The organism is [Clostridium] symbiosum ATCC 14940, assembly GCF_000466485.1.
In the GTDB taxonomy this organism is placed as follows: Bacteria; Bacillota; Clostridia; order Lachnospirales; family Lachnospiraceae; genus Otoolea; species Otoolea symbiosa.
In genome coordinates this window covers 1-19,437 of the sequence record NZ_KE992930.1, presented here as the reverse complement: position 1 = coordinate 19,437, position 19,437 = coordinate 1, and the positions used below count along the sequence as shown (strand labels likewise).

Annotated in this window: 18 protein-coding genes and 1 other RNA gene; 5 read left to right on the top strand and 14 right to left on the bottom strand. The window is 47.9% G+C overall.

Annotation, left to right across the window (positions count from 1 at the left end):
• Window positions 1–398: 398 nt before the first annotated feature.
• Window positions 399–1,625: a 6-phosphofructokinase gene (locus CLOSYM_RS12690; protein ID WP_021642415.1), complete on the top strand. Its 1,227-nt coding sequence runs from the start codon at window positions 399–401 to the stop codon at window positions 1,623–1,625.
• A 45-nt stretch (window positions 1,626–1,670) separates the two neighbouring features.
• The gene (locus CLOSYM_RS12685) at window positions 1,671–2,576 is read left to right on the top strand and encodes an acetamidase/formamidase family protein (RefSeq protein ID WP_003507452.1); all 906 of its coding nucleotides are present in this window, start codon (window positions 1,671–1,673) and stop codon (window positions 2,574–2,576) included.
• Between the two features lie 118 nt (window positions 2,577–2,694).
• Here CLOSYM_RS12685 and CLOSYM_RS12680 read toward each other — a convergent pair whose 3' ends face one another.
• The 10 genes from CLOSYM_RS12680 to CLOSYM_RS12645 form a co-directional block, all read right to left on the bottom strand.
• Entirely contained in the window at window positions 2,695–4,953 is a 2,259-nt protein-coding gene (locus tag CLOSYM_RS12680) for a SpoIID/LytB domain-containing protein (protein ID WP_021642414.1), read from the bottom strand.
• 56 nt (window positions 4,954–5,009) lie between these two features.
• On the bottom strand, window positions 5,010–6,254 hold the full coding sequence (locus CLOSYM_RS12675) for an AI-2E family transporter (RefSeq protein WP_003503419.1): 1,245 nt from the start codon (window positions 6,252–6,254) through the stop codon (window positions 5,010–5,012).
• Between the two features lie 730 nt (window positions 6,255–6,984).
• Window positions 6,985–7,395, bottom strand: coding sequence for a hypothetical protein (locus CLOSYM_RS12670; RefSeq protein WP_003507454.1), 411 nt, complete (start codon window positions 7,393–7,395; stop codon window positions 6,985–6,987).
• A 152-nt stretch (window positions 7,396–7,547) separates the two neighbouring features.
• Window positions 7,548–7,727, bottom strand: a non-coding RNA gene (gene ssrS / locus CLOSYM_RS22480) — 6S RNA.
• 133 nt (window positions 7,728–7,860) lie between these two features.
• The gene (locus CLOSYM_RS12665; RefSeq protein WP_003503416.1) at window positions 7,861–9,186 is read right to left on the bottom strand and encodes a thymidine phosphorylase; all 1,326 of its coding nucleotides are present in this window, start codon (window positions 9,184–9,186) and stop codon (window positions 7,861–7,863) included.
• Window positions 9,187–9,213: 27 nt separating this feature from the next.
• Window positions 9,214–9,699: a cytidine deaminase gene (gene cdd / locus CLOSYM_RS12660; RefSeq protein ID WP_003503415.1), complete on the bottom strand. Its 486-nt coding sequence runs from the start codon at window positions 9,697–9,699 to the stop codon at window positions 9,214–9,216.
• Window positions 9,677–10,765 (bottom strand): YkvI family membrane protein, encoded by a 1,089-nt coding sequence (locus tag CLOSYM_RS12655; RefSeq protein WP_021642409.1) that lies wholly within the window; start codon window positions 10,763–10,765, stop codon window positions 9,677–9,679. Before CLOSYM_RS12655 ends, cdd begins: the two co-directional genes overlap by 23 nt.
• 156 nt (window positions 10,766–10,921) lie before the next feature.
• On the bottom strand, window positions 10,922–11,575 hold the full coding sequence (gene deoC, locus CLOSYM_RS12650; protein ID WP_003507460.1) for a deoxyribose-phosphate aldolase: 654 nt from the start codon (window positions 11,573–11,575) through the stop codon (window positions 10,922–10,924).
• A gap of 4 nt (window positions 11,576–11,579) precedes the next feature.
• Window positions 11,580–11,663: a DUF6783 domain-containing protein gene (locus CLOSYM_RS24270; protein ID WP_350337139.1), complete on the bottom strand. Its 84-nt coding sequence runs from the start codon at window positions 11,661–11,663 to the stop codon at window positions 11,580–11,582.
• 25 nt (window positions 11,664–11,688) lie between these two features.
• Window positions 11,689–12,852, bottom strand: coding sequence for a phosphopentomutase (locus tag CLOSYM_RS12645; protein ID WP_021642408.1), 1,164 nt, complete (start codon window positions 12,850–12,852; stop codon window positions 11,689–11,691).
• Between the two features lie 221 nt (window positions 12,853–13,073).
• On the opposite strand from CLOSYM_RS12645, the gene CLOSYM_RS12640 reads away from it, so the two are divergent.
• From CLOSYM_RS12640 to CLOSYM_RS12630, 3 genes are read left to right on the top strand one after another with little or no spacing between them, the layout of a single operon-like run.
• The gene (locus CLOSYM_RS12640; RefSeq protein ID WP_330362905.1) at window positions 13,074–13,652 is read left to right on the top strand and encodes an RNA polymerase sigma factor; all 579 of its coding nucleotides are present in this window, start codon (window positions 13,074–13,076) and stop codon (window positions 13,650–13,652) included.
• Window positions 13,630–14,100 (top strand): hypothetical protein, encoded by a 471-nt coding sequence (locus tag CLOSYM_RS12635; protein ID WP_021642406.1) that lies wholly within the window; start codon window positions 13,630–13,632, stop codon window positions 14,098–14,100. The genes CLOSYM_RS12640 and CLOSYM_RS12635 overlap by 23 nt, the downstream gene beginning before the upstream one ends.
• A complete protein-coding gene (locus CLOSYM_RS12630) occupies window positions 14,081–14,662 on the top strand; it encodes a hypothetical protein (protein WP_003503401.1) in 582 nt (193 codons plus the stop codon). The genes CLOSYM_RS12635 and CLOSYM_RS12630 overlap by 20 nt, the downstream gene beginning before the upstream one ends.
• A gap of 63 nt (window positions 14,663–14,725) precedes the next feature.
• Here CLOSYM_RS12630 and CLOSYM_RS12625 read toward each other — a convergent pair whose 3' ends face one another.
• The 4 genes from CLOSYM_RS12625 to ybaK form a co-directional block, all read right to left on the bottom strand.
• Entirely contained in the window at window positions 14,726–15,397 is a 672-nt protein-coding gene (locus CLOSYM_RS12625; protein ID WP_021642405.1) for an HAD family hydrolase, read from the bottom strand.
• 139 nt (window positions 15,398–15,536) lie between these two features.
• Window positions 15,537–17,234: a phosphoenolpyruvate carboxykinase (ATP) gene (locus CLOSYM_RS12620; RefSeq protein WP_003503399.1), complete on the bottom strand. Its 1,698-nt coding sequence runs from the start codon at window positions 17,232–17,234 to the stop codon at window positions 15,537–15,539.
• Between the two features lie 337 nt (window positions 17,235–17,571).
• Window positions 17,572–18,420: a cell wall hydrolase gene (locus tag CLOSYM_RS12615; protein WP_003503397.1), complete on the bottom strand. Its 849-nt coding sequence runs from the start codon at window positions 18,418–18,420 to the stop codon at window positions 17,572–17,574.
• Between the two features lie 431 nt (window positions 18,421–18,851).
• Complete coding sequence (ybaK, locus tag CLOSYM_RS12610; protein ID WP_003503395.1) at window positions 18,852–19,319, bottom strand: Cys-tRNA(Pro) deacylase; 468 nt, start codon at window positions 19,317–19,319, stop codon at window positions 18,852–18,854.
• Between the last annotated feature and the right edge of the window lie 118 nt (window positions 19,320–19,437).

The window sequence follows — 19,437 nt, the reverse complement described above, 5'->3', positions numbered from 1 at the left end:
CAATCAGCGTCCGGAACGGACCATGTCCGGTGTCTCGAAAACCTTCGCCTGAGTCTTCCGTCCCTGCGAAAACCTGACCCGGGGAAGTAGGCGGAATCAATTGCGGAGGGGACATGGGAGTCCGCCGGCTTAGCGAGGGTCTTTTCGAGCTTTTAGCACTGCTGCGCACTCCAAAGAGTGCAAACGGTCCCCGCAGCAATTCATTCCGGCCGAATTCCCCCTCCACAACCACCCTCCCACGGGGACGGAAGACTCAGCCAGCCCTCACCACACCGACATGGTCCGTTCCGGACGCGTCCTCCGGGCCTCAGTTAAATCTCCATTATCCGGTTGAAATCTTCCTCTTACTATTATAGAATAAAGATATCATACCCCTGAGAAAAAGGAGACAGTACATTATGAAAAAGAATATAATCGTTGGCCAGTCAGGCGGTCCCACCGCCGTTATCAATGCCAGCCTCTGCGGTGTAATCAGAGAAGGGAAATGCCACCCTGAGCAAATCGGCACTGTTTACGGCATGATTAATGGGATCGAAGGATTTCTGGCCGGTAAATATATGGATCTCTCATCCGGGCTGAGCGAGGAGGAACTGGAGCTTCTCAAAATGACTCCGGCTGCTTTTCTCGGCTCCTGCCGCTTTAAGCTTCCCGAAACTCTTTCCTCCGAGTTCTACCCTACCCTCTTTAACAAATTTGAAGAGCTGAATATCGGCTATTTCTTCTACATAGGCGGCAATGATTCCATGGATACGGTAAGTAAATTATCGCGTTACGCGAATGGAATCGGAAGCGATATCCGTTTTATCGGAATTCCCAAGACCATAGACAATGACCTGGTCGGGACCGATCACACCCCAGGCTTTGGAAGCGCAGCCAAATATGTGGCTTCCACTGTCCGCGAAATCACGCTGGACGCCTCGGTATACCAGCAGAAATCCGTCACAATCGTGGAACTGATGGGACGTCATGCGGGATGGCTCACCGCCTCCAGTGTCCTGGCAAGAAAACACGGGGAAGATAATCCGCTTCTCATCTATCTTCCGGAATCGCCTTTTGAATTTGAACAGTTCTCTGCTGATCTCAAAAATGCATTCGAGAAAAGCCAGACCGTTGTCGTCTGCGTATCGGAGGGCATTGCAGATTCAGCCGGGCATTTCATATGTGAATACTCCAATGAGGCCCAGCTTGACACCTTCGGCCACAAGATGCTGACCGGCTGCGGGGAAATACTCGAAAATTATATACGGAACCAGTTTGGTGTCAAGGTACGTTCCGTTGAGCTGAATGTAAGCCAGCGCTGTTCCGGTATGATCGTCTCCGGGCAGGATATGAAAGAGGCCGAAGAAGCGGGAGCCTTCGGCGTCCGAAGTGCCCTGGACGGCGTGAACGGTATGATGGTCGCCTTTAAACGCGCCTGTGAAGAGCCATACTTGATGGAGTGCTTCCTGGCCGATGTCAATGAGATTTGTAATAAAGAAAAAACGTTTCCGGCCGAGTGGATTACTAAGGGCGGCACCGATATCGGCCCTGAGTTCCTCTCCTATGTTTTACCGCTGATAAAAGGGGAGGCCGAGCGGAAAATGGAAAACGGACTTCCGCTTTATCTTTACCGGGAACAACAATAATGGCCTGCATTTACAGCAGCCGGTTTAAATAAGGGGGTACCTGCCATGGTTACAATTACCAAAGAACACGTTCATTTCACTTTTTCCGGAAGCCACAAGCCGGTGCAAACCGTTCCCTCCGGAAGTACGGTCCGTTTTGAAACGTATGACTGTTTTTACAACCAGCTTCTTCCCGAAGGAGCCGATATCACAAAGATCGATTCCTCCAAAGCCAATGCGGCGACCGGCCCTCTCTGCGTAGAGGAAGCTCTCCCGGGTGATACTCTGAAAATTGAGATTCTCGATATCACAACCGGTCCTGTCGGCGTCTGCGGCACGTTTCCCGGCAGCAGCTGGGACAATGGGATCCTGAAAGAAGAACAGTTCCGTCGGCTCACCGTCAAGGACGGAATGGCTGAGTTTGACAGTGCGGTGCAGATCCCGGTCAGACCCATGATCGGAGTGATCGGAACCGCTCCGAAAGAAGGTGCGGTTTCCACAATGACCCCGATGGATCATGGCGGGAATATGGACTGTACCCAGATTAAGGCGGGAACCACCCTATATCTTCCTGTTTATGTACCAGGCGCTCTTCTGTCCATGGGAGATCTCCACGCCGTCATGGGCGACGGAGAGGTCTGTGGCTGCGGACTGGAAATTGAGGGAATGGTAACGGTGCGCGTTACCGTCCTGAAAGATGCTCCATTCCCATGGCCCGCTGCCATAGCGGACGATCGTCTTATCATTATTGCGGCTGCAAAAACCGTGGAGTCTGCCTGGAAACTTGCCACCGCGCGGATGGAGGCATTCATTTCTTCCAAAACAGGCTTATCCCATGAGGACACATCCATCCTATTAAGTCTCTGCGGCGATCTTGCCGTATGTCAGACCGTTAACCCGATGAAAACAGTGCGCATGGAACTGCCTCTGAATATCTTTAAGAACGAAGCGGGCAGATGGAAGCAGCCGTAAAACGGCCGGGCAAAGAGGGAGGGGATGCCGCAAAATCATCAAAACGATGATTTTGCGGCATCCCCTCCCTCTTTGCCTGGCCGTTTTAGCAGCCACACTGCCTGATTGTGCCTGGCCGTCACTCCGTCAGTTCCCTCACATCCACATCGCTGTAAAAGAAGTTGAGAATCTCTTTATACGTCTTGCCTTCCTTAGCCATCTGCTGGGCTCCGTTCTGGCTCATTCCGACTCCGTGGCCATAACCTCCGCCCCATATGGTAAAGGTACGCGTTCCTTTTTCCTCGTCCCTGGCCGTCTCATCCACAGCTATAAAGGCGCTTGGCAGGGAAGCCCAGTCCGTCATCGTGGATCCGTCATTTTTCTTATAGACCAGATCGGAGGCACCCAGCATATTTCGGATCTGTGTCTGTCCCTTCAGGACTTTTTCCCCTTCGCTTCCAATGACCTTCACCGTCTTGGCAATGCCTCCTGTTCCCCGTTCAGTTACAAAAAGCGCCTGAATCGTACCGATATCATCTATCTTCTCGGCAAGCTTCTTATTTGTAATTGTCGTGGACCAGCGGTACATGGAATAACCGGAGTCGTAATTCTTCATCCCCTGCCCCTGGATAAACGGGACAAATACTTCATTCTTTGTCATGTCCTCCATTTTCTTGTCTTCCGTCAGGGCAATTCCCTGCAGATAAGGAACATCCTTAAGGTCCGCTCCCCAGATCGTGCCGTCGGTGGTATAGCCGCAGGAGGTTGAAAAATAATACGTTTCCGCAGGTGTATCGCCATAGAAAACCATCTCTCCGTCTGTCTCTTTAATTGCAAGATTTGTTCTCTCATTTGAATCGATATTGTTATACACCTGATAATTTGTACTGTCATCGACATGGGCTCCGTACTGACTGTAGGCATTAGCCTGAATCTGCCGGTAGGCATAGGTTCTGGCGCAGACTGCCTGGGCTTTTAAAGCCTCCACTTCGTAGGAGGACGGCATCTCACTTGGAACTACCCTGGTCAGATAATCTTCTATATCTACCTCATTGACGAGCAGGAGCCCTTCCGACTCCTTGCTAATCTCAAAGCAGCCGAAATACTCCGGAGTACCCTGCTGTCTGCTGACGCTGGCCACTTTAATACCCTTTTGCCGATCCTCGGGCTCCACCGTAAGCCTTCCCTTTAACAGACGCTCATCGTCCTTTTTGATAACCAGCTCCGAACCGGCTTCAATCACTTCCGATGAATCTCCATACTCAAGATGCAGAGGCGTGTCGGCTTTCAATATAATTTTATCATGGAAAATAGAAGAAAACCCGGTGTCCATAACCAACACCCTGATATTTTTGGCAGAAAAACTTTTAACCAGAAGGGCAGCACATATCTTTTTATCCGCCACTACAAATTTTTCCAGGTTGTAGCCTACCAGGATATCTTTTTTCTTCTGCTCTTTCACGACTCCGTATGTCTTATAAACCTTGAAGTCTTTGTCCAGCCGCACCTCTCCGTATCCCTCGATCTCAATGGAATCGTCCCGGACTGCAAGAACCTTTCCCTCGATCGTATCTTTTTTCAGGGACAGCTTTTTAATCTTTCCCTTGCTCAGGGAGACATCCGCCAGCACTCCGCCCTCTTCCTCCTCCACCTCTTTTGCAGATGGAAATTCCCGGATAATCGTACCTATGTAGAGATTCATTTTTTTATGTTCTCCGGGCGCCAGCCATACATTCCTGTAAACCACCTCGTCGGAGACCACAGCGGACAGGTGTATCATCTCGCCGTTCCTGATCAGTACCTTGATCTCGTGGTCAATATAGGAATCCATGGAAAGACCCTCAAATCCCATTATCCCTTCGCTGGTATACGCAGTCCAGGGAGCGGCTTCCTTCACATTGTCCGGCGTACCGTAAAGCAGAAGCTTTACCTCCTGTACCGCCTGCTGTGTGTCCGTGGCCTTTAAAAAGGATGGGTAAAAGAGCCACCATTCTTCTTTGGGCATCGGTTTATTATATTTCTTTTTTGAGATATTAAGCGCCTGAGAAAGGCCCTTGGAAACTTGTTCGGCAGCAAATGCCGCCTCCCCGTAAGTCAGGGGGGAGGATGCATAGTCCTCATCCACAACCGTCTCCTCCTCAATCAGCCCCTGTTCAAACAGATAGTCGATATATTTGGCCGACCATTCCTCTTTCAGCTTTGCAGGAAGACGGGAGCCATTCTCATTCTGGGATGCCTGGCACACCTCCTTGTCTGTCAGCGCGAGCGCCATGGCTTTCGAGGCCATGGCGCGGGAAATATAATTATCTGCCGTATCAAGCTTGACAATAATGATAATCAGAACTACCACAATTGCCGGTATCAGAAAGGTCCAGTAAACCATTTTCTTCGATCTCATAAAAATCCTTTCCCTATCAGACAGCTTCGTCCGGATGTCCGTTTTAATCGTAATGACTATTTAATGAATCTGCCGTCTTTTTCGTCAATATGATCCAAATCCTTATAATCCTCTGTCGCCATAGACAGTTTCTTATTCTTAAGAGAGAAATGCACTGCCCTGGCAATCAGGTCGTAAATGACTGCAAAAGCAGGAACTGCGATAATCATTCCGACAAAGCCGAACAGGCCTCCGAAGAGCAGAATGGAAAACAGCACCCAGAAACTAGAAAGCCCCGTGGAGTCTCCCAGTATCTTCGGTCCGAGGATATTGCCGTCAAACTGCTGGAGCAGCAGGATAAAAATAAGAAAATAGATACATTTAACCGGGCTGACGAGAAGTACCAGGAAGCCGGTCGGGATCGCCCCGATAAACGGCCCGAAAAACGGAATGATATTCGTAACGCCGATTATAACACTGATTAACAGGGTAAAAGGCATCTTCATCAGCGAGGTTCCGATAAAACAGATGATTCCGATAATCAGGGAATCCACCAGTTTACCAATAATAAAGCCGCCGAACATCTGATTGACAAAACGCAGTTCTTCAATCACATTGTTGGCCCATTTGAGGTTCATGCAGCTGTATATAATCTTCTTTCCCTGAGCAGACAGAGTGTCCTTGATATTCAGAAGATAAACCATGACTATCAGTCCAATCAGCCAGTTTTTAATAAACACTAAAAGACTCAGCACACTGCTTGAGACGCCGGTCAGAAATTCTCCCAGCCTGGTCATATCGATATTGGTAAATGATTTCTCCAGCCAGCTTTCTGCCATCGTAACACTGTTCTGAAGGTTGCTTAGCACCATCGCCTCTATATCCGGGTTGTCAGCCAGCACCTGCTGTATCCATGCATAAAGGTTCTGCAGATACGTCGGGAAAGAATCCCTGATTCCCATCAAACTCTCTATCATCTGCGGTATCAGCATCTGAAACAGGCCTGCCACAATGACCAGCACTAAAGATACGCTGACGAATGTTCCGGCCGCCTTGGCAAGCCCCGTCACATGCTTTTCATCCTTCCATACCTTCAGCAGTTTAAGCTTCACTGCTTTGGTCACTCTGTTATAAATCGGCGTAGTAAGGTAGGCCAGCACCGCGCCGTAGATAATCGGAGCCACAATCCCGATTATCATGTGTATTACCCGGGCCACCTCGGACCAATATTGGATGCAGTACCAAAATACGATGCAGACCGCTATCACGGCAACCGCCGTCAGCCCCGTATAAATATAACGTTTAAACTCATTGTTTTTCATGTTTTTCCCTCATCCGTAATCAAGCGTTATGATTCACAGCCGTCTCTGTGCATCGGTAACCGGTGAATCAATCGTTATTGTTCACACGGTTGTGTTCCGCGAGGTTTTTTCGTGCGCATTCTGCACGAAAATCCCGAATTTCACGGCGCGGCGCGGCAAAAAATAAACTTTTCACCACAGTAAAACATGCCGCGCCCACTCAGGGCCGCAACATAATTCATCATCAGTATACAGGAAGCCTGCTATATTTGGCAAGTAATATCATGTGAAGAATTCTTAACAAATTCTAAATCAGTTACTGTTCACTCCCTGCCGGACACCGGCGCGCTGCTCATAACGATAACCTGTACGCCCCGCGCATCACCGGCTTCAATAACACGCTGCGCGCCGATGCGCACATGTCACCGCCTGTCTCTTTTGTGTTCTTCTATAATGATATCCGCAAAACGGCTGCGTTATTCCAATTCCTGGAAGTCTTTCCAATCTCTGCCGTCAATACAGGCATCATCGGCATTCCAAGGAGATTGTAGGAAGTTTGAAAGTGAAACATAAGATATGCAGAATTGCAGAGACGGACAGAAATTTCAAAAGGATCAGGCTCCGGTTGAGGGTCCGAAGCCAGAGCAGGGAGGTCATAGCCCCTCAACTGTTAAACGTATCAGGGGCCGGTGTGTGACCGCTGTCTTTGATTGATGACGGTGACCTGTGCGCGGGGCGTACAGGTTATCGTTTATTTATTAATATTTATCTGGATAAAAGGTTTTCCCTTTTGTGCTTTCCGCCTTGGGCTGAACTGGGAAATGTTATACACCTCGTTATATAATTTACTCAGCTCCTGTAAACCGCTGTTGACATCATCTAATTCATTGTTTGCCATAGACTCATCAATGGTCTCCATCTGTGCCTTAAGCAGCGGGTCTATGTATACATACAGCCGGCAGTAATTAATTTTGTATTCCCTTCTGTTTTCAGGCGTGTCCTCTGCGATACACTTACCGATACTGCCTGCATATTGTTCGTAAAGATTCAGACAACGGTAATCCTTTTCTTTAAAACCGGTGGATTTCCAGAATGCATATCCCGCCATTACCGCGGCAATGATCGAAATTATTACGCTCCAGACATTTGCGTCAGCATACATACTAATCTTTCTCCCTTCGTATTTTATTCATCATACCACAAAATCCGGCAAAATAATACTCTCAAATAAATACCGTATTCCATTGACCCGGGCAATACTCTGTCTTCAGTAAAAAAACAAAGCAGCGAGTAAACTCGCTGCTTCTTATCGTTTGTAACCCCAAAATGCCGGCTCTTACAGTATTGACGCCTAGCTCTGCTAGGTGGGCAACCTCACTTAAGCTTCTGCCTTCCACTCATAGGAGGCCTGACATCCGCTTAAAAATATTGGAATCCCGTTATGTCCGATGTAGGTTCAAAAAAAGTAAGAGTTATCGAGCATTCCAGGAATTACAAATGCTCTTTTTGATATCGTTATTATACACCAGTTTTTTGTCTTTTTCAAGCTCCATTTACTGGCCCTATTCTTAAGGTTTTCTTGTGCAGCCGATTTTTTCCCTATTTTCAAGGATTTTCCATTTTTATTTTAATCAAACCGTTTGGTTCCATCCCTGCTTACCCTGGCATATACCAGCATTTTTTTCTCCGGCGCGGACTCTGTAAAATGATAGGAGGAAAGAAGCTTTGCCCCGGCTGCTTCGAAAAGAGTTTCGTCTGAGGCAAAAAGTTCCGCCAATGGTTCCCCTTTCTGTACATAGTCGCCGTACTTCTTATGGAGGATGATTCCTGCTGAATTATCTATCACATCTTCTTTCGTGCTCCTGCCGGCCTTAAGAAGAACCGAGGCGATTCCGCATCCTTCCGTATCCATGTGGCCGACATATCCGTCCTGCAGAGCCGTCACCTTCCTGCTGTACGGCGCCTTTAAAAACTGTTTGGGATTCTCGATGAAAGAAGGATCTCCGCCCTGAGCCGCCACCATCCTCTTAAATGTCTCAAATGCCCTTCCGTCCTTCAAAGTCTGCTCCGCCATCCCATAACAGCTTCCGGCATCCCCCATTCCCGCCGTATGCAGCATCTCCGCGGCGAGTCTGAGGCTCACCTCCTTTAAATCCTCCGGCCCATTTCCCCTGAGCGTTTCTACTGCCTCAATGACCTCCAGAGAATTGCCGATTGCAGCTCCCAGCGGCACATCCATGTCCGTGATCAAAGCCGTACAGGAACGCCCGGCCCCATTACCGATGGCAACCATCTTTCCTGCCAGGGTAATCGAATCCTCAAGCGTTTTCATAAATGCCCCGCTGCCTGTTTTGACATCCAGGACAATCCCGTCGCTTCCTGCCGCCAGCTTTTTGCTCATGATGGAGGAAGCTATCAGTGGGATACTGTCAACCGTTGCCGTCACGTCGCGCAGCGCGTAAATCTTTTTATCCGCCGGAACGAGGTTGCCGCTCTGCCCTACCACCGCAATCCCCGTCTTTTTTACAATATCAAAAAATTCGCTGATTGGGATGGCAGTCCTGAATCCGGGAATTGCCTCAAGCTTGTCAATGGTTCCGCCTGTATGGCCAAGCCCCCTTCCCGACATCTTAGCAACCTTCACTCCCAGGGAGGCCACTACCGGCCCTGCCACCAGTGTCGTCTTATCTCCAACTCCTCCTGTACTGTGCTTATCGGCCTTAAATCCTTCAATCGGTGATAAATCCACCATGTCTCCCGAATGGGCCATCTCAAGCGTTAGCTGTGTCATCTCCGTATCATTCATTCCGTTAAAGCAGATTGCCATCAGCATGGCCGCCATCTGATAATCCGGGATTGCACCTTCTGTGAATCCCCGAACCATAAAACGCACCTCTGCTTCATCAAGACTCTCATTTCTTTTCTTTTTTTCAATCAGATCATACATCCTCATAATCTCAGCCTCCTTTATACCGAACTGTTACAGATTTTCAGGTCCAAAGCTCACAGGCAGCAGTTCTTCCAGGGAATATATCCTGTAGTCCTCCTCGGAAGCGGCCAGGATTATCTGGAAGCTGTCCAGGCTGCAGAATTCTCTCATTACCTGCCTGCATATGCCGCAGGGTGCGCAGTAGCCGGCCGGCCGGCCGTTTTTTCCCCCACATATTGCAATCGCCCTGAAATCCCTGTGCCCTTCGCTGACAGCTTTAAAAAATGCGGTCCGTTCGGCGCAGTTGGTGGCCGGATAGGAGGCATTTTCTATATTAACGCCCGTATGGACAGAGCCATCTGAGCAAAGAAGAGCGGATGCCACATGAAAATGGGAATAGGGTGCATAGGAGGACGCAAGCTTGTCAAGGGCCGCCCTGATTAAGGCCTTTGCCTCTTCGGCTGTCACTCCCTGGCTGACAGAAGCGTCTGCCTTTGGCCGGTTCACAATGGTTTCATTCTTTTCTTCCATCTCCATTCATATTCCTCCTTGAAATGTTCTTTACAAAGTGGATCAGCAGCATAGCAATCACGGCAAAAGCAATATAGCCATACACCGGATAAAGCACGGAAATCAGACTGCCGAACCCCAGTTGGCTTCCTGCCCATGCTGCCAATCCCAAAACTGCTGAAAATAATGTTTTATGCTTCCTGATACGCTCAAACCGGCTGAAATACCTGGGAACCGGCGTGAATACCGACATGGCCGCTCCCAGCATTGCACAGAGCAGAAACAACGCGCAAATCCAGGCGAGAAGCGGGTGGACCATCCCGGCAAGAGTCAGGATTGGCAGTTGTGTGTCTGCCGCCGCCTTCCCGGAATGCATTGCCAGCACCAGACAGAGCCCGATAATAAACAGGAACAGGCCGCCCGATAGTACGCCTTTAACGGCCGGTTTCCTTGAACTGTTGGCCAGGCCGAGCGGCGCCAGCGCACCGATGGCGCAGAAAAAATTATAGGAAGTAAAATTAGCGGCCGCAATCCCCCAGTTTCCCAGCAAAGGATTGGAGGCCGCATCGGCAGTTACCTCAATCCGGGCAATACCGTTTTTACCGATGACAATCAGCGCAGTGACAATGGTCAGCATCACCAGCACCGGAACAACGCGGCCGAAGATCTTCACCACGGCTTCCACGCCTCCCAGAGATATTACCGTCACGATGGCGCAGAACACGGCGCTGCCCAGTATCCGAGCCAGATGGCTGCCGGTCTGGCTCTCAATCAAAGTCCCGGCTCCGGAAACCATAACCGTATAAATCCCAAACATAAAAGAAATCTGCACCGCTCCTGTCACCCCACGCAGCCATGGAATATCCGACGGAATCACAACACGATCCATCTCTCCCGTTCCGCTCATTCCGGCCGTCAAAAGCAGTATGAGACCCAGGCCTGTCAGTAACAGACATGCCGTAAATAAACCGAGAATCCCCTGTATTCCAAAGCAGCCGAAGTACTGCCAAAGCTCCTGTCCCGAGACAAATCCGGCGCCGAGAAAGCAGCCCATAAAAGTGGCGCAAATTTGCCGGGTACCTATTTTTTCCATCTATCTCTTCCCCTGATCAATGTATTTACTATTATGATACGTTTTAACCGGCAGGATGGCAAGTGTTTTATATTTCAAGAAAAAAGCGGACAGAAATCATGGTTCTGATCCTGTCCGCCGCACCCGGTATTCCGCCCGTTAACTTTTTATCTCCGGTTATAACTGTTCTTTGATAATTTTGACTACACGGCTTGTTCCCAGACGGTCGGCTCCAAGCTCCATGAAACGCTTGGCATCCTCCAGGGAACCGATTCCGCCGGCCGCCTTGATTTTCACCCCGCTGCCGACATGGGCCGCAAAGAGGCTGATATCATCGAAAGTGGCTCCGGATGTGGAAAAACCAGTGGAGGTCTTTATATAGTCTGCCCCGGCCTCTGTCACAAGTCGGCACATCGTAATCTTTTCTTCCCTGGTCAGAAGACAGGTCTCAATGATTACCTTAAGAATCTTACCGGCGCAGGCCTCCTTAATTGCTTTTATCTCATGGAGAATCTGAGCCTCGTTACCGTCCTTCAGATCCCCGATATTGATAACCATATCGATCTCGTCGGCGCCCTCCTCTACGGCAGTCCTGGTCTCAAATACCTTTACCGCCTCCGTATTATAGCCGTTCGGAAACCCGATTACCGTACAGATACGCATCCCGTCCCCAACATATTCCTTGGCCCGTTTTACAAAGGAGGGGGGAATGCATACGGACGCGGTGTGGTACTTCATTGCGTCGTCGCAAAGCTCTTTTATCTGTGCCCATGTAGATTCCGGATGCAGCAGAGTATGGTCTACCGCTGCAAGTATTTTTTCTTTATTCATATTATCATCTCCCTGTTTCTCCGGAGCGTGTCTGAAAATTTCTTTCCATCAAATATGCATCACACTTGGCGGATAATTTGGTCCAAATGAATTTTCAGACACACTCTAATTTATTATTTCAAAACTTCGTTCATAAAGCTCTTTCCTGCCGTCTCGCCCGGCACTTCCAGATATTCCAGCACGGATGCGGCAATATCGGCAAATGACGCTCTGGTTTCCAGGTTTATCCCGGCTTTGACCGGCGCTCCCGCAATCACTAGCGGTGTGTACTCTCTCGAGTGATCCGTGGACGGTGTGCTCGGATCGCAGCCATGATCGGCTGTAATCATAAGGATATCCTCCTCCTTTAATGCCGCGAGAATCTGAGGCAGGCGCTCATCGAAAGAGGTCAGGGCTTTGGCATACCCCTCCACGTCATTCCTATGGCCGTAAAGCATGTCATAGTCCACCAGATTTGTAAAGCAGATTCCGTTGAAATCCCGCTCCATCCAGGATAGCGTCTTATCGATACCGTCTGCATTGCTGACTGTCCGCACCATATCCGTAACACCGCTTCCGGCAAAAATATCATTGATTTTGCCGACTGCCAGAACTTCCTTTCCCGCTCCGCTGATGTAATTCAGCATCGTGGACTTCGGAGGCTCAAGGGAATAGTCATGGCGCCTTGACGTTCTGCTGAAGGGATATTCTCCTTCAAACGGACGGGCTATTACTCGGCCCACGCCAAACTTTCCGGTACAGAGGCGTCTTGCAATCTCACAATAACGGTATAATTCCTCAATCGGGACTATCTCTTCATGGGCCGCAATCTGAAATACACTGTCTGCAGAAGTATAAACAATCAATGCACCGGTCTTCCTGTGTTCTTCACCAAAATCCTTAATTACCTCGGTTCCTGAATATGGTTTATTGCAGAGAACCTTTCTTCCCGTCTCTTTTTCAAATTCATCCAGCAGCTCTTTCGGAAAACCGTCCGGAAAGGTTGGCAGAGGCTGCTCTGACACGAGGCCTGCAATCTCCCAGTGGCCTATCGTTGTATCTTTTCCTTTGGACCGTTCTGTCAGCCTCGCAAATGCACCGGCCGGAGCTGCGCTCCCTTCCCGGCAGTCCACCCCGTCAATATTAAAAAAGCCAAGTTTCTGCATGTTCGGCATGGAAAAGGAGGGGCTGGAAGCCGCGGCTGCTATCGTATTGCTGCCGGCATCGCCATATTCGTCTGCATCAGGCATTTCTCCAATCCCCACACTGTCAAGTACGATTAAAAAAACACGTTTCATTTATTTTCCTCTCTTTTCTTTTACAGGCATACGGCGCCGGAAAGCGCCGCCTTATTTGTTTCACATTTACAAGTATATAACAGGTTGCTTCTGTTGTCACTAGCATGGCTTGTTTTTTTCATTCAGGTCTGTTAATATTGTAACAGTTTAAACAGGTCTGTTACTGTGATTATTGGCAATTTAAAGTATTTCAGTCGCATAAATATTTTTGAAGTCATTCAATAAGACGCGTCGTTTATATAAGTGAGACAGATGAGAAAGGGGGCGGTCCTATTAATGCGGAACAGCAGCTGGAACAATGGATAAACCAGTATCAGAATTTAATATATTCAATCTGCTACAAATTCACCAACAATTACTTTGATGCGGAGGACCTGGCCCAGGATACTTTTTTATCTGCTTACAAAAGCATGGCCTACTTCGACGGCAGCAACGAGCGGGCTTGGCTTTGCAAAATCGCCACCAACAAAAGTCTCGATTACCTGAAACGGGCAGGCAGAAAATCAGTTCCCACTGAAGACGTCTATTTTTCCGCCATCGCTGCGCCTGAATCGGTTGAAGAGAAATACCTGGAAAAGGAGGTACGACAGAAGCTTTACGACTGCTGTCTTGCCCTCAAACCTCCTTACCGGGAGGTGGCCCTTGACTACTATTATCACGAGATGGAAATCGGTGAAATTGTTAAAAAAACAGGAAAGAACATAAAAACACTGCAGACCCAGATATACAGGGCAAAGGGAATGCTGAAAAAGCTCTATGGAAAGGAGGAACCTGCATATGGAAAAACAGCAACACATTAATCCGGAATATTTTAAGACGGGACTCAGTCCGGAAGAGTACAGCCATCTGGCAGCCTGTCCGTACTGCTGTGAACAATTTGCAGATTATATTGAGAATCAGGAACTGATTACGGCTCCTGCGCACCTGAAATCCTCCATAATGGAGCGAAGCAGGGACCTGGATGTTCAGATTGTCGCCGGCTCCAATCATCTTTCAAAACGGCTTCAGCTTTTCTATTTCAGCCTGAAGGTGGGAGCCGCCGTACTATGCGCGCTGACCATGCTGACGATTCTCCCCGGCGTTTCCAGGGAAATTTCAGCCAGACAGGATGCAGCGGCCAGACAGAGTAAATTCCGGTCGGAACAGCAATGGGACTATTACGAAACGGTAAATTATTTAACGGAACAGCTTGGAAGGCTGTCCAATATCAATATGGAGGTATTCAAGAATGACAAAAAAGAAAGGTAAATTACTAACATTCTGCTGGTCCCTGATTCCCGGCGCCGGAGAAATGTATCTTGGATTTTTCAAACAGGGGATCAGCCTCATGGCCGCCTTTGCAGTATTGCTCGGAATATCGGGGTTTCTTCAGTTGAGTTTCCTGACCTTCCTATCCCCGATTGTATGGTTTTACAGCTTTTTTCATACCAATAATTTAAATTCATTAAGTGACGAAGAATTTTATAGCCTTGAGGACGATTACCTGATCCACTTCAGTGATATTTCATCCAATCAGGATACCGTTAAAAAGCATTATAAGCTGATAGCCGGCTGTCTCATCTTTTTTGGAATCAGTGTTTTGTGGAAGCTGTTTTCGCGGATGTTATTCTGGTATATCATTCCGGCCCTGTATCTGACCGACGAAGCGGCTGAACTGATTCGTTTTATCACCAACACGATTCCCCAGGGAGTGGTCGCCGTTGTCATCATTATCGCCGGCATCTACCTGATTAAAGGAAAGAATGACGAGCTGAACAAGGAGAATCACGATATCCCCAGCCCTCCTTATCTTGAAAACAAGGAAAAATAAAAAGATATAATGATGCCTTCAACGGAAAAGCCATGCGGTAAGACGAGCCCGCATGGCTTTTTTCTATCTGTTCTGCTCCCAAATACCGGACAGTAAAAGCTGTTCCAGTTCCTTAACGTCCGCCGCCAGATATCCGGCCCCCGCCTTTGTAAGTTCCTCCTGCGAACCATATCCGTAAAGCACACCGACACAGCTTATTCCGTGTTTTGCTGCTCCTTCCACATCATGTCTCCTGTCGCCCACCATAATGACTGGATTTTCTTCCGGATCCGCTTTGAGGCGGTTCAGGGTGTACTCTATCACATCGCCTTTTCTCACTCTGGTTTCCTCCATATCGGCTCCGCCCACCAGCTTAAAACAGGAAAGAAGGCCAAAATGCTTAAGAATCTGCTCTGCAAACACTTCCGGCTTTGATGTGGCAACAGCCAGCGTATATCCGGCTTCCCTCAGCCGGTTAAGCATTTCCTTTATGCCCGGATATACTTTATTCTCAAACATCCCCTGTTTTACGAAGTACTCATGAAATACCGGAATGGCTTCCCTTGCATCCTTTTCAGTAAAACCATAAAACTCGATAAAGCTGTCCGTAAGAGGCGGCCCGATAAACGGACACAGCTTATCCAGCTCCTCTACTTCAATTCCATAGGCTCTGAGGGCATGCTGCACCGATTTTGTAATTCCTTCTTTCGGATCGGTCAATGTACCGTCCAGGTCAAACAGTATGATTTTTTCCACACTTCTCTCCTATCTTTCTCGTATATTGAATATGATATTTAACGATTGCCTGCACGCTCCGCGCACAGGTCACCGCCATCAAAGAAAGAAAGGCGGTACAGCCGCTGCCATACCGTCTTTCCATATTCCCGTTATCCTCTTAGCCTAATTCGTCAACCACTTTCTGAATTGCAGCCATTGCGTCATCAGGAAGTTTATCATAGCCCTCTTTTGCTACGGCAAACTCTTTAATCTCATTTAACCGGTCGTTCATACGCGCCTTAAGCTGGCTTACGTAATCGTGATCTTCCATGTTCGGGATAAAGCCTTCCCAATCTAAAATCTCGATATCGGAGAATGGACCCCACTTGTGGAACGCTGCCCGTTTTTCAACAATCGCCTCCAGAATTCCGAGTGTATCGGACGGTTTTACCTTTTTGCCCATGAAATCACCGGTATTTACAATATAGCAGTCAACATTCTTCTCTTCTACCAGCTTCTTGAACTTATCATAGTCGTTCGACAGCGGATAGGTGCGGAATGGATTAGCATACGGAACAACGACCAGTTTGTTCGGATCTGCTCCTGGAGCCAGACGCTCTGCGGAAGACCGTTTGGTAGCCAGCGTAGCGCCCATGACGGAAGCCAGGGAAGCGCCTTTAAGTTTAACTACCGGAGGAATCGTAGGATCCTTCATAATCCAGAAGATCGCATTAACCGGAGAGTCAACTCTGTCCACACGGTTCGGGGACCAAAGTTTAGATTTGATGGCACGTCCGTTGCCGTTACGGATGTCTTCCGTAACAAGCTGAATCTTACCGTCCTCATCTAAAGTGGCGGAACAGTTCTGCGCTGTCAGCAGATATTTATTATCCTCGCATCCCGTTGGATAATCGGCCGTCTTATCAAAATAGGTCGGCTCGAGAGCAACGGAAGCACATGTGTCTGTATTGATAACGAAAGCATCATCATGAAGAACCTTGATCTCATACTTACCGCCGTGTTTTGCATGGGTAAGCGTGGATTTACCGGAACCGGACAGACCGTAAACAGAAGCAACATATTTGCTGCCGTCTGCCAGTGTGTATTCTTTCTGTCCTCCGTGACAGGATGCATAGCCGTTACGGTTTGCAATTGCCCATGCCATGGTCAGGGTTCCCTTCTTATGCTCGCCAAAATATCTCATGCCAAGGATGCAGGCGCAGTTTGTCTCCGTATTGAAGTAGCACAGAGTCTTCTTCTGCGGATCGGACAGGCAGTCCAGGGAAACATTCGGACGATCGGAACCGTTCCACTGCGGATCGGAGAAGATATAGATATCTGCTTCTTTTCCGTCGCCTACCGGTTTGGAATTCTTGTACATCTTTACATATTCATCCGACATGTACTGGAAGTTCAGCATCCAGTTATACATGATATTTTCTTCGCCTTCCGGAATCAGCAGATGGGCTTTTACCATAAACTCAGGGTCCAGTCCCACAAACACCTCTGCGTGATACATAGTTTTCCAGCGTGATTCGTAAATAGCGTCCATCGCAACGAGATCGAGTGCCGCACAATCTACACCTGGCTCTCCTGCAATACGGCGTGCTGTTGCATAGCGTCCTGTAATGGCTCCGTCATTAAATAACAGAACCTTTGCATCCTTCTCCAGGCCAAACTCTTCTCCTCTGTATACAGGCATGTCCGTTACAACCGTTCCCGGAGAATTCTTAGCTAATTCATATGCTTCCTTTAAGGTGTTTACTTTCACCACATTGTTTCCGTAGAAAGCAGCCTCAATAATGGATCTTGTCTTAGAAAAACCTGGCTTTCCAGCACCGATTTCACTAATTGGGTAGTACGCTTTTGTTGACATATTAGTCCTCCTTTATACTGCACCTCAAATTTGTATCAATTATCTCACTTTGTTAAACAAAAGTCAATCCCTGGCATCATAAAATTATTATGAAAGGTATTATAAATTTTTTAGTAAAGCGGACCGGTTTCAACAATCCGTTTTGTATACATTGTATACCGGGGAAAGGCAGGCACCGTCATTGTGTACAACCGGTAACCGGCATTCCTGTTCTCTTTTTACCGCAAAACAGCCATAACCGAACACAGTACCCTGTTAAATGAAAAAGGCACAGCGACCGTATCTCTCGGATCCGATCCTGCGCCTCTTTCGTTAATTGAACTTTTATTAGAACTCTTTATTTAAAAAATTCATGCCTTCCATGCTGCATCACAAAGGACAGCCGTCCGTCAAACCATTTAATATTGGATGACTCCGATCCGCCCCGGTTCATAAAGTACAATGCTCCCTGGGAGTAATCTTCCCCTGCCAGCGCCCGATCCACGCAGTCTATCGTCTGCTGGGTGACTCTGCAGGTATTTATGCTTCCGTCAATTACCGGCGAAAACTGGGATCTCTCATACACCACGTCCGTAATGTTATTTGGAAATTCCTTGCTCTTTACACGGTTTATGATGACATTAGCCACCAGGATTTTACCCTTCTCATCACAGATTCCCGCCTCGGCCTGAACAATTCTCTGCAGGACCCTGTAATCTCCTTCCGAATATTTGATTACAGCCTGTTCTTTCTTCAGGCGCGCGCGCTCCTCGCGTTCTTTCACCGCTGCTTCTTCCGCAGCCTGCTGTGTCTGCATCAGGACCTCTCTCTCGATTGCCTCGATCTCCAGTGCAGATTTCGCAAGTTCATCCTGTATGTTTTTTTCCAGCAGACTTCCTATAAGCCGCTGCCCCTGTTCTTTTGAAGCGGTAAGCAGAACTTCCATGTCAGTTCCAAAGCTTGTACTTTCTTCCTCCGACTGCATCATGTCCGGCAGTTTTTCTTCCTCATCATTGTTCTCGTGATAAGCTGCGGCCGCGGTTTTACCTGCGCCTGCAAAACTGCTGGAATTAAAAGATACCACCGTCACAACTGTCAGTCCCGTAAACAGCACTGCGGCTGTACGGTACATTTTTTTTGTCACACTAACAACCAACGATTTGACAAAATGGTAAGCAGTCTGAAGAAATGAGTAAATGTTCGGCATACACTCTCCTCTTTCTTTTCAACTCTTTTTTTTGTTTTGCAGTGTTCAAGGGGATGCCTGTCCCACTGCCTGTTTCAAGTGACGGTGGTAATTATATGGGAGTTTCGTAAAAACTGTCAATAACTTTTTAACATTTTTGTGACATCTCACAGATACGCTTAATTTTTCCTTAACACTTATGTTAAAACCCTACAACAAATCAACCGTTTTTTACCATAATTTTTATATATTTTGGCAAAAGCTTTTTTCATAGTCTATTACATATATAGCAAATTCTTCCATAAGAAAATCGTGTCGTTTTATGACGCCTGTTTTTTATGTCAACTGTATTACTGTTTTTTTCACTCGTTCGGAAAGGATTTAAAACAGTTCAGACAGTATGAACTTTCACGAGGATTTTCACATTTATTTCCATGCTTTCTGCTTTTTCTTTATATGAGAGGGGCAAATTCCGCCTCCAGATAACCGGCCAGCTTATCCGGCTCTACCGATATCTGGACACCGCGCTGGCCGGCGCTGACCGTGATACGGTCATAAAGTATCGCTGTTTCTTCTATATAAGTAGGGAATCTCTTCTTCATCCCTACCGGGGAACAGCCGCCCCGGATATATCCGGTCAACGGCAGAAGATCTTTCATGTGGATCATCTCAACTTTTTTATCTCCGGCTGCCTTTGCCACCTTTTTCAAATCCAGTTCCTCATCCACCGGAATACAGCAGACCAGATACCCCTTCTTCTCTCCTTTCAGTACAAGAGTCTTATACATGCTGTCATGTTCCACTCCCATCATATCGGCTGCATGGCTGCCGGATAAATTGTTCTCGTCAACCTCATACTCGCCCGGAATGTATTCGATTCCGGCAGCGTCGAGAAGTCGCATTACATTTGTTTTTGTCATGATTTTCACTTCCTGTTGGTAAATTTGAACATTTATAGCTGCTTATGCTGGTTATATTACCATATTGCGGGGGAAGGGTAAATAGAGATTTAACTGAGGCCCGGAGGACGCGTCCGGA

Coding starts and splice junctions, on each gene's coding strand:
- CLOSYM_RS12690 (WP_021642415.1), top strand. CDS start 399: ATGAAAAAGAATATAATCGTTGGCCAGTCAGGCGGTCCCACCGCCGTT.
- CLOSYM_RS12685 (WP_003507452.1), top strand. CDS start 1,671: ATGGTTACAATTACCAAAGAACACGTTCATTTCACTTTTTCCGGAAGC.
- CLOSYM_RS12680 (WP_021642414.1), bottom strand. CDS start 4,953: ATGAGATCGAAGAAAATGGTTTACTGGACCTTTCTGATACCGGCAATT.
- CLOSYM_RS12675 (WP_003503419.1), bottom strand. CDS start 6,254: ATGAAAAACAATGAGTTTAAACGTTATATTTATACGGGGCTGACGGCG.
- CLOSYM_RS12670 (WP_003507454.1), bottom strand. CDS start 7,395: ATGTATGCTGACGCAAATGTCTGGAGCGTAATAATTTCGATCATTGCC.
- CLOSYM_RS12665 (WP_003503416.1), bottom strand. CDS start 9,186: ATGAGGATGTATGATCTGATTGAAAAAAAGAAAAGAAATGAGAGTCTT.
- cdd (WP_003503415.1), bottom strand. CDS start 9,699: ATGGAGATGGAAGAAAAGAATGAAACCATTGTGAACCGGCCAAAGGCA.
- CLOSYM_RS12655 (WP_021642409.1), bottom strand. CDS start 10,765: ATGGAAAAAATAGGTACCCGGCAAATTTGCGCCACTTTTATGGGCTGC.
- deoC (WP_003507460.1), bottom strand. CDS start 11,575: ATGAATAAAGAAAAAATACTTGCAGCGGTAGACCATACTCTGCTGCAT.
- CLOSYM_RS12645 (WP_021642408.1), bottom strand. CDS start 12,852: ATGAAACGTGTTTTTTTAATCGTACTTGACAGTGTGGGGATTGGAGAA.
- CLOSYM_RS12635 (WP_021642406.1), top strand. CDS start 13,630: ATGGAAAAACAGCAACACATTAATCCGGAATATTTTAAGACGGGACTC.
- CLOSYM_RS12630 (WP_003503401.1), top strand. CDS start 14,081: ATGACAAAAAAGAAAGGTAAATTACTAACATTCTGCTGGTCCCTGATT.
- CLOSYM_RS12620 (WP_003503399.1), bottom strand. CDS start 17,234: ATGTCAACAAAAGCGTACTACCCAATTAGTGAAATCGGTGCTGGAAAG.
- CLOSYM_RS12615 (WP_003503397.1), bottom strand. CDS start 18,420: ATGCCGAACATTTACTCATTTCTTCAGACTGCTTACCATTTTGTCAAA.
- ybaK (WP_003503395.1), bottom strand. CDS start 19,319: ATGACAAAAACAAATGTAATGCGACTTCTCGACGCTGCCGGAATCGAA.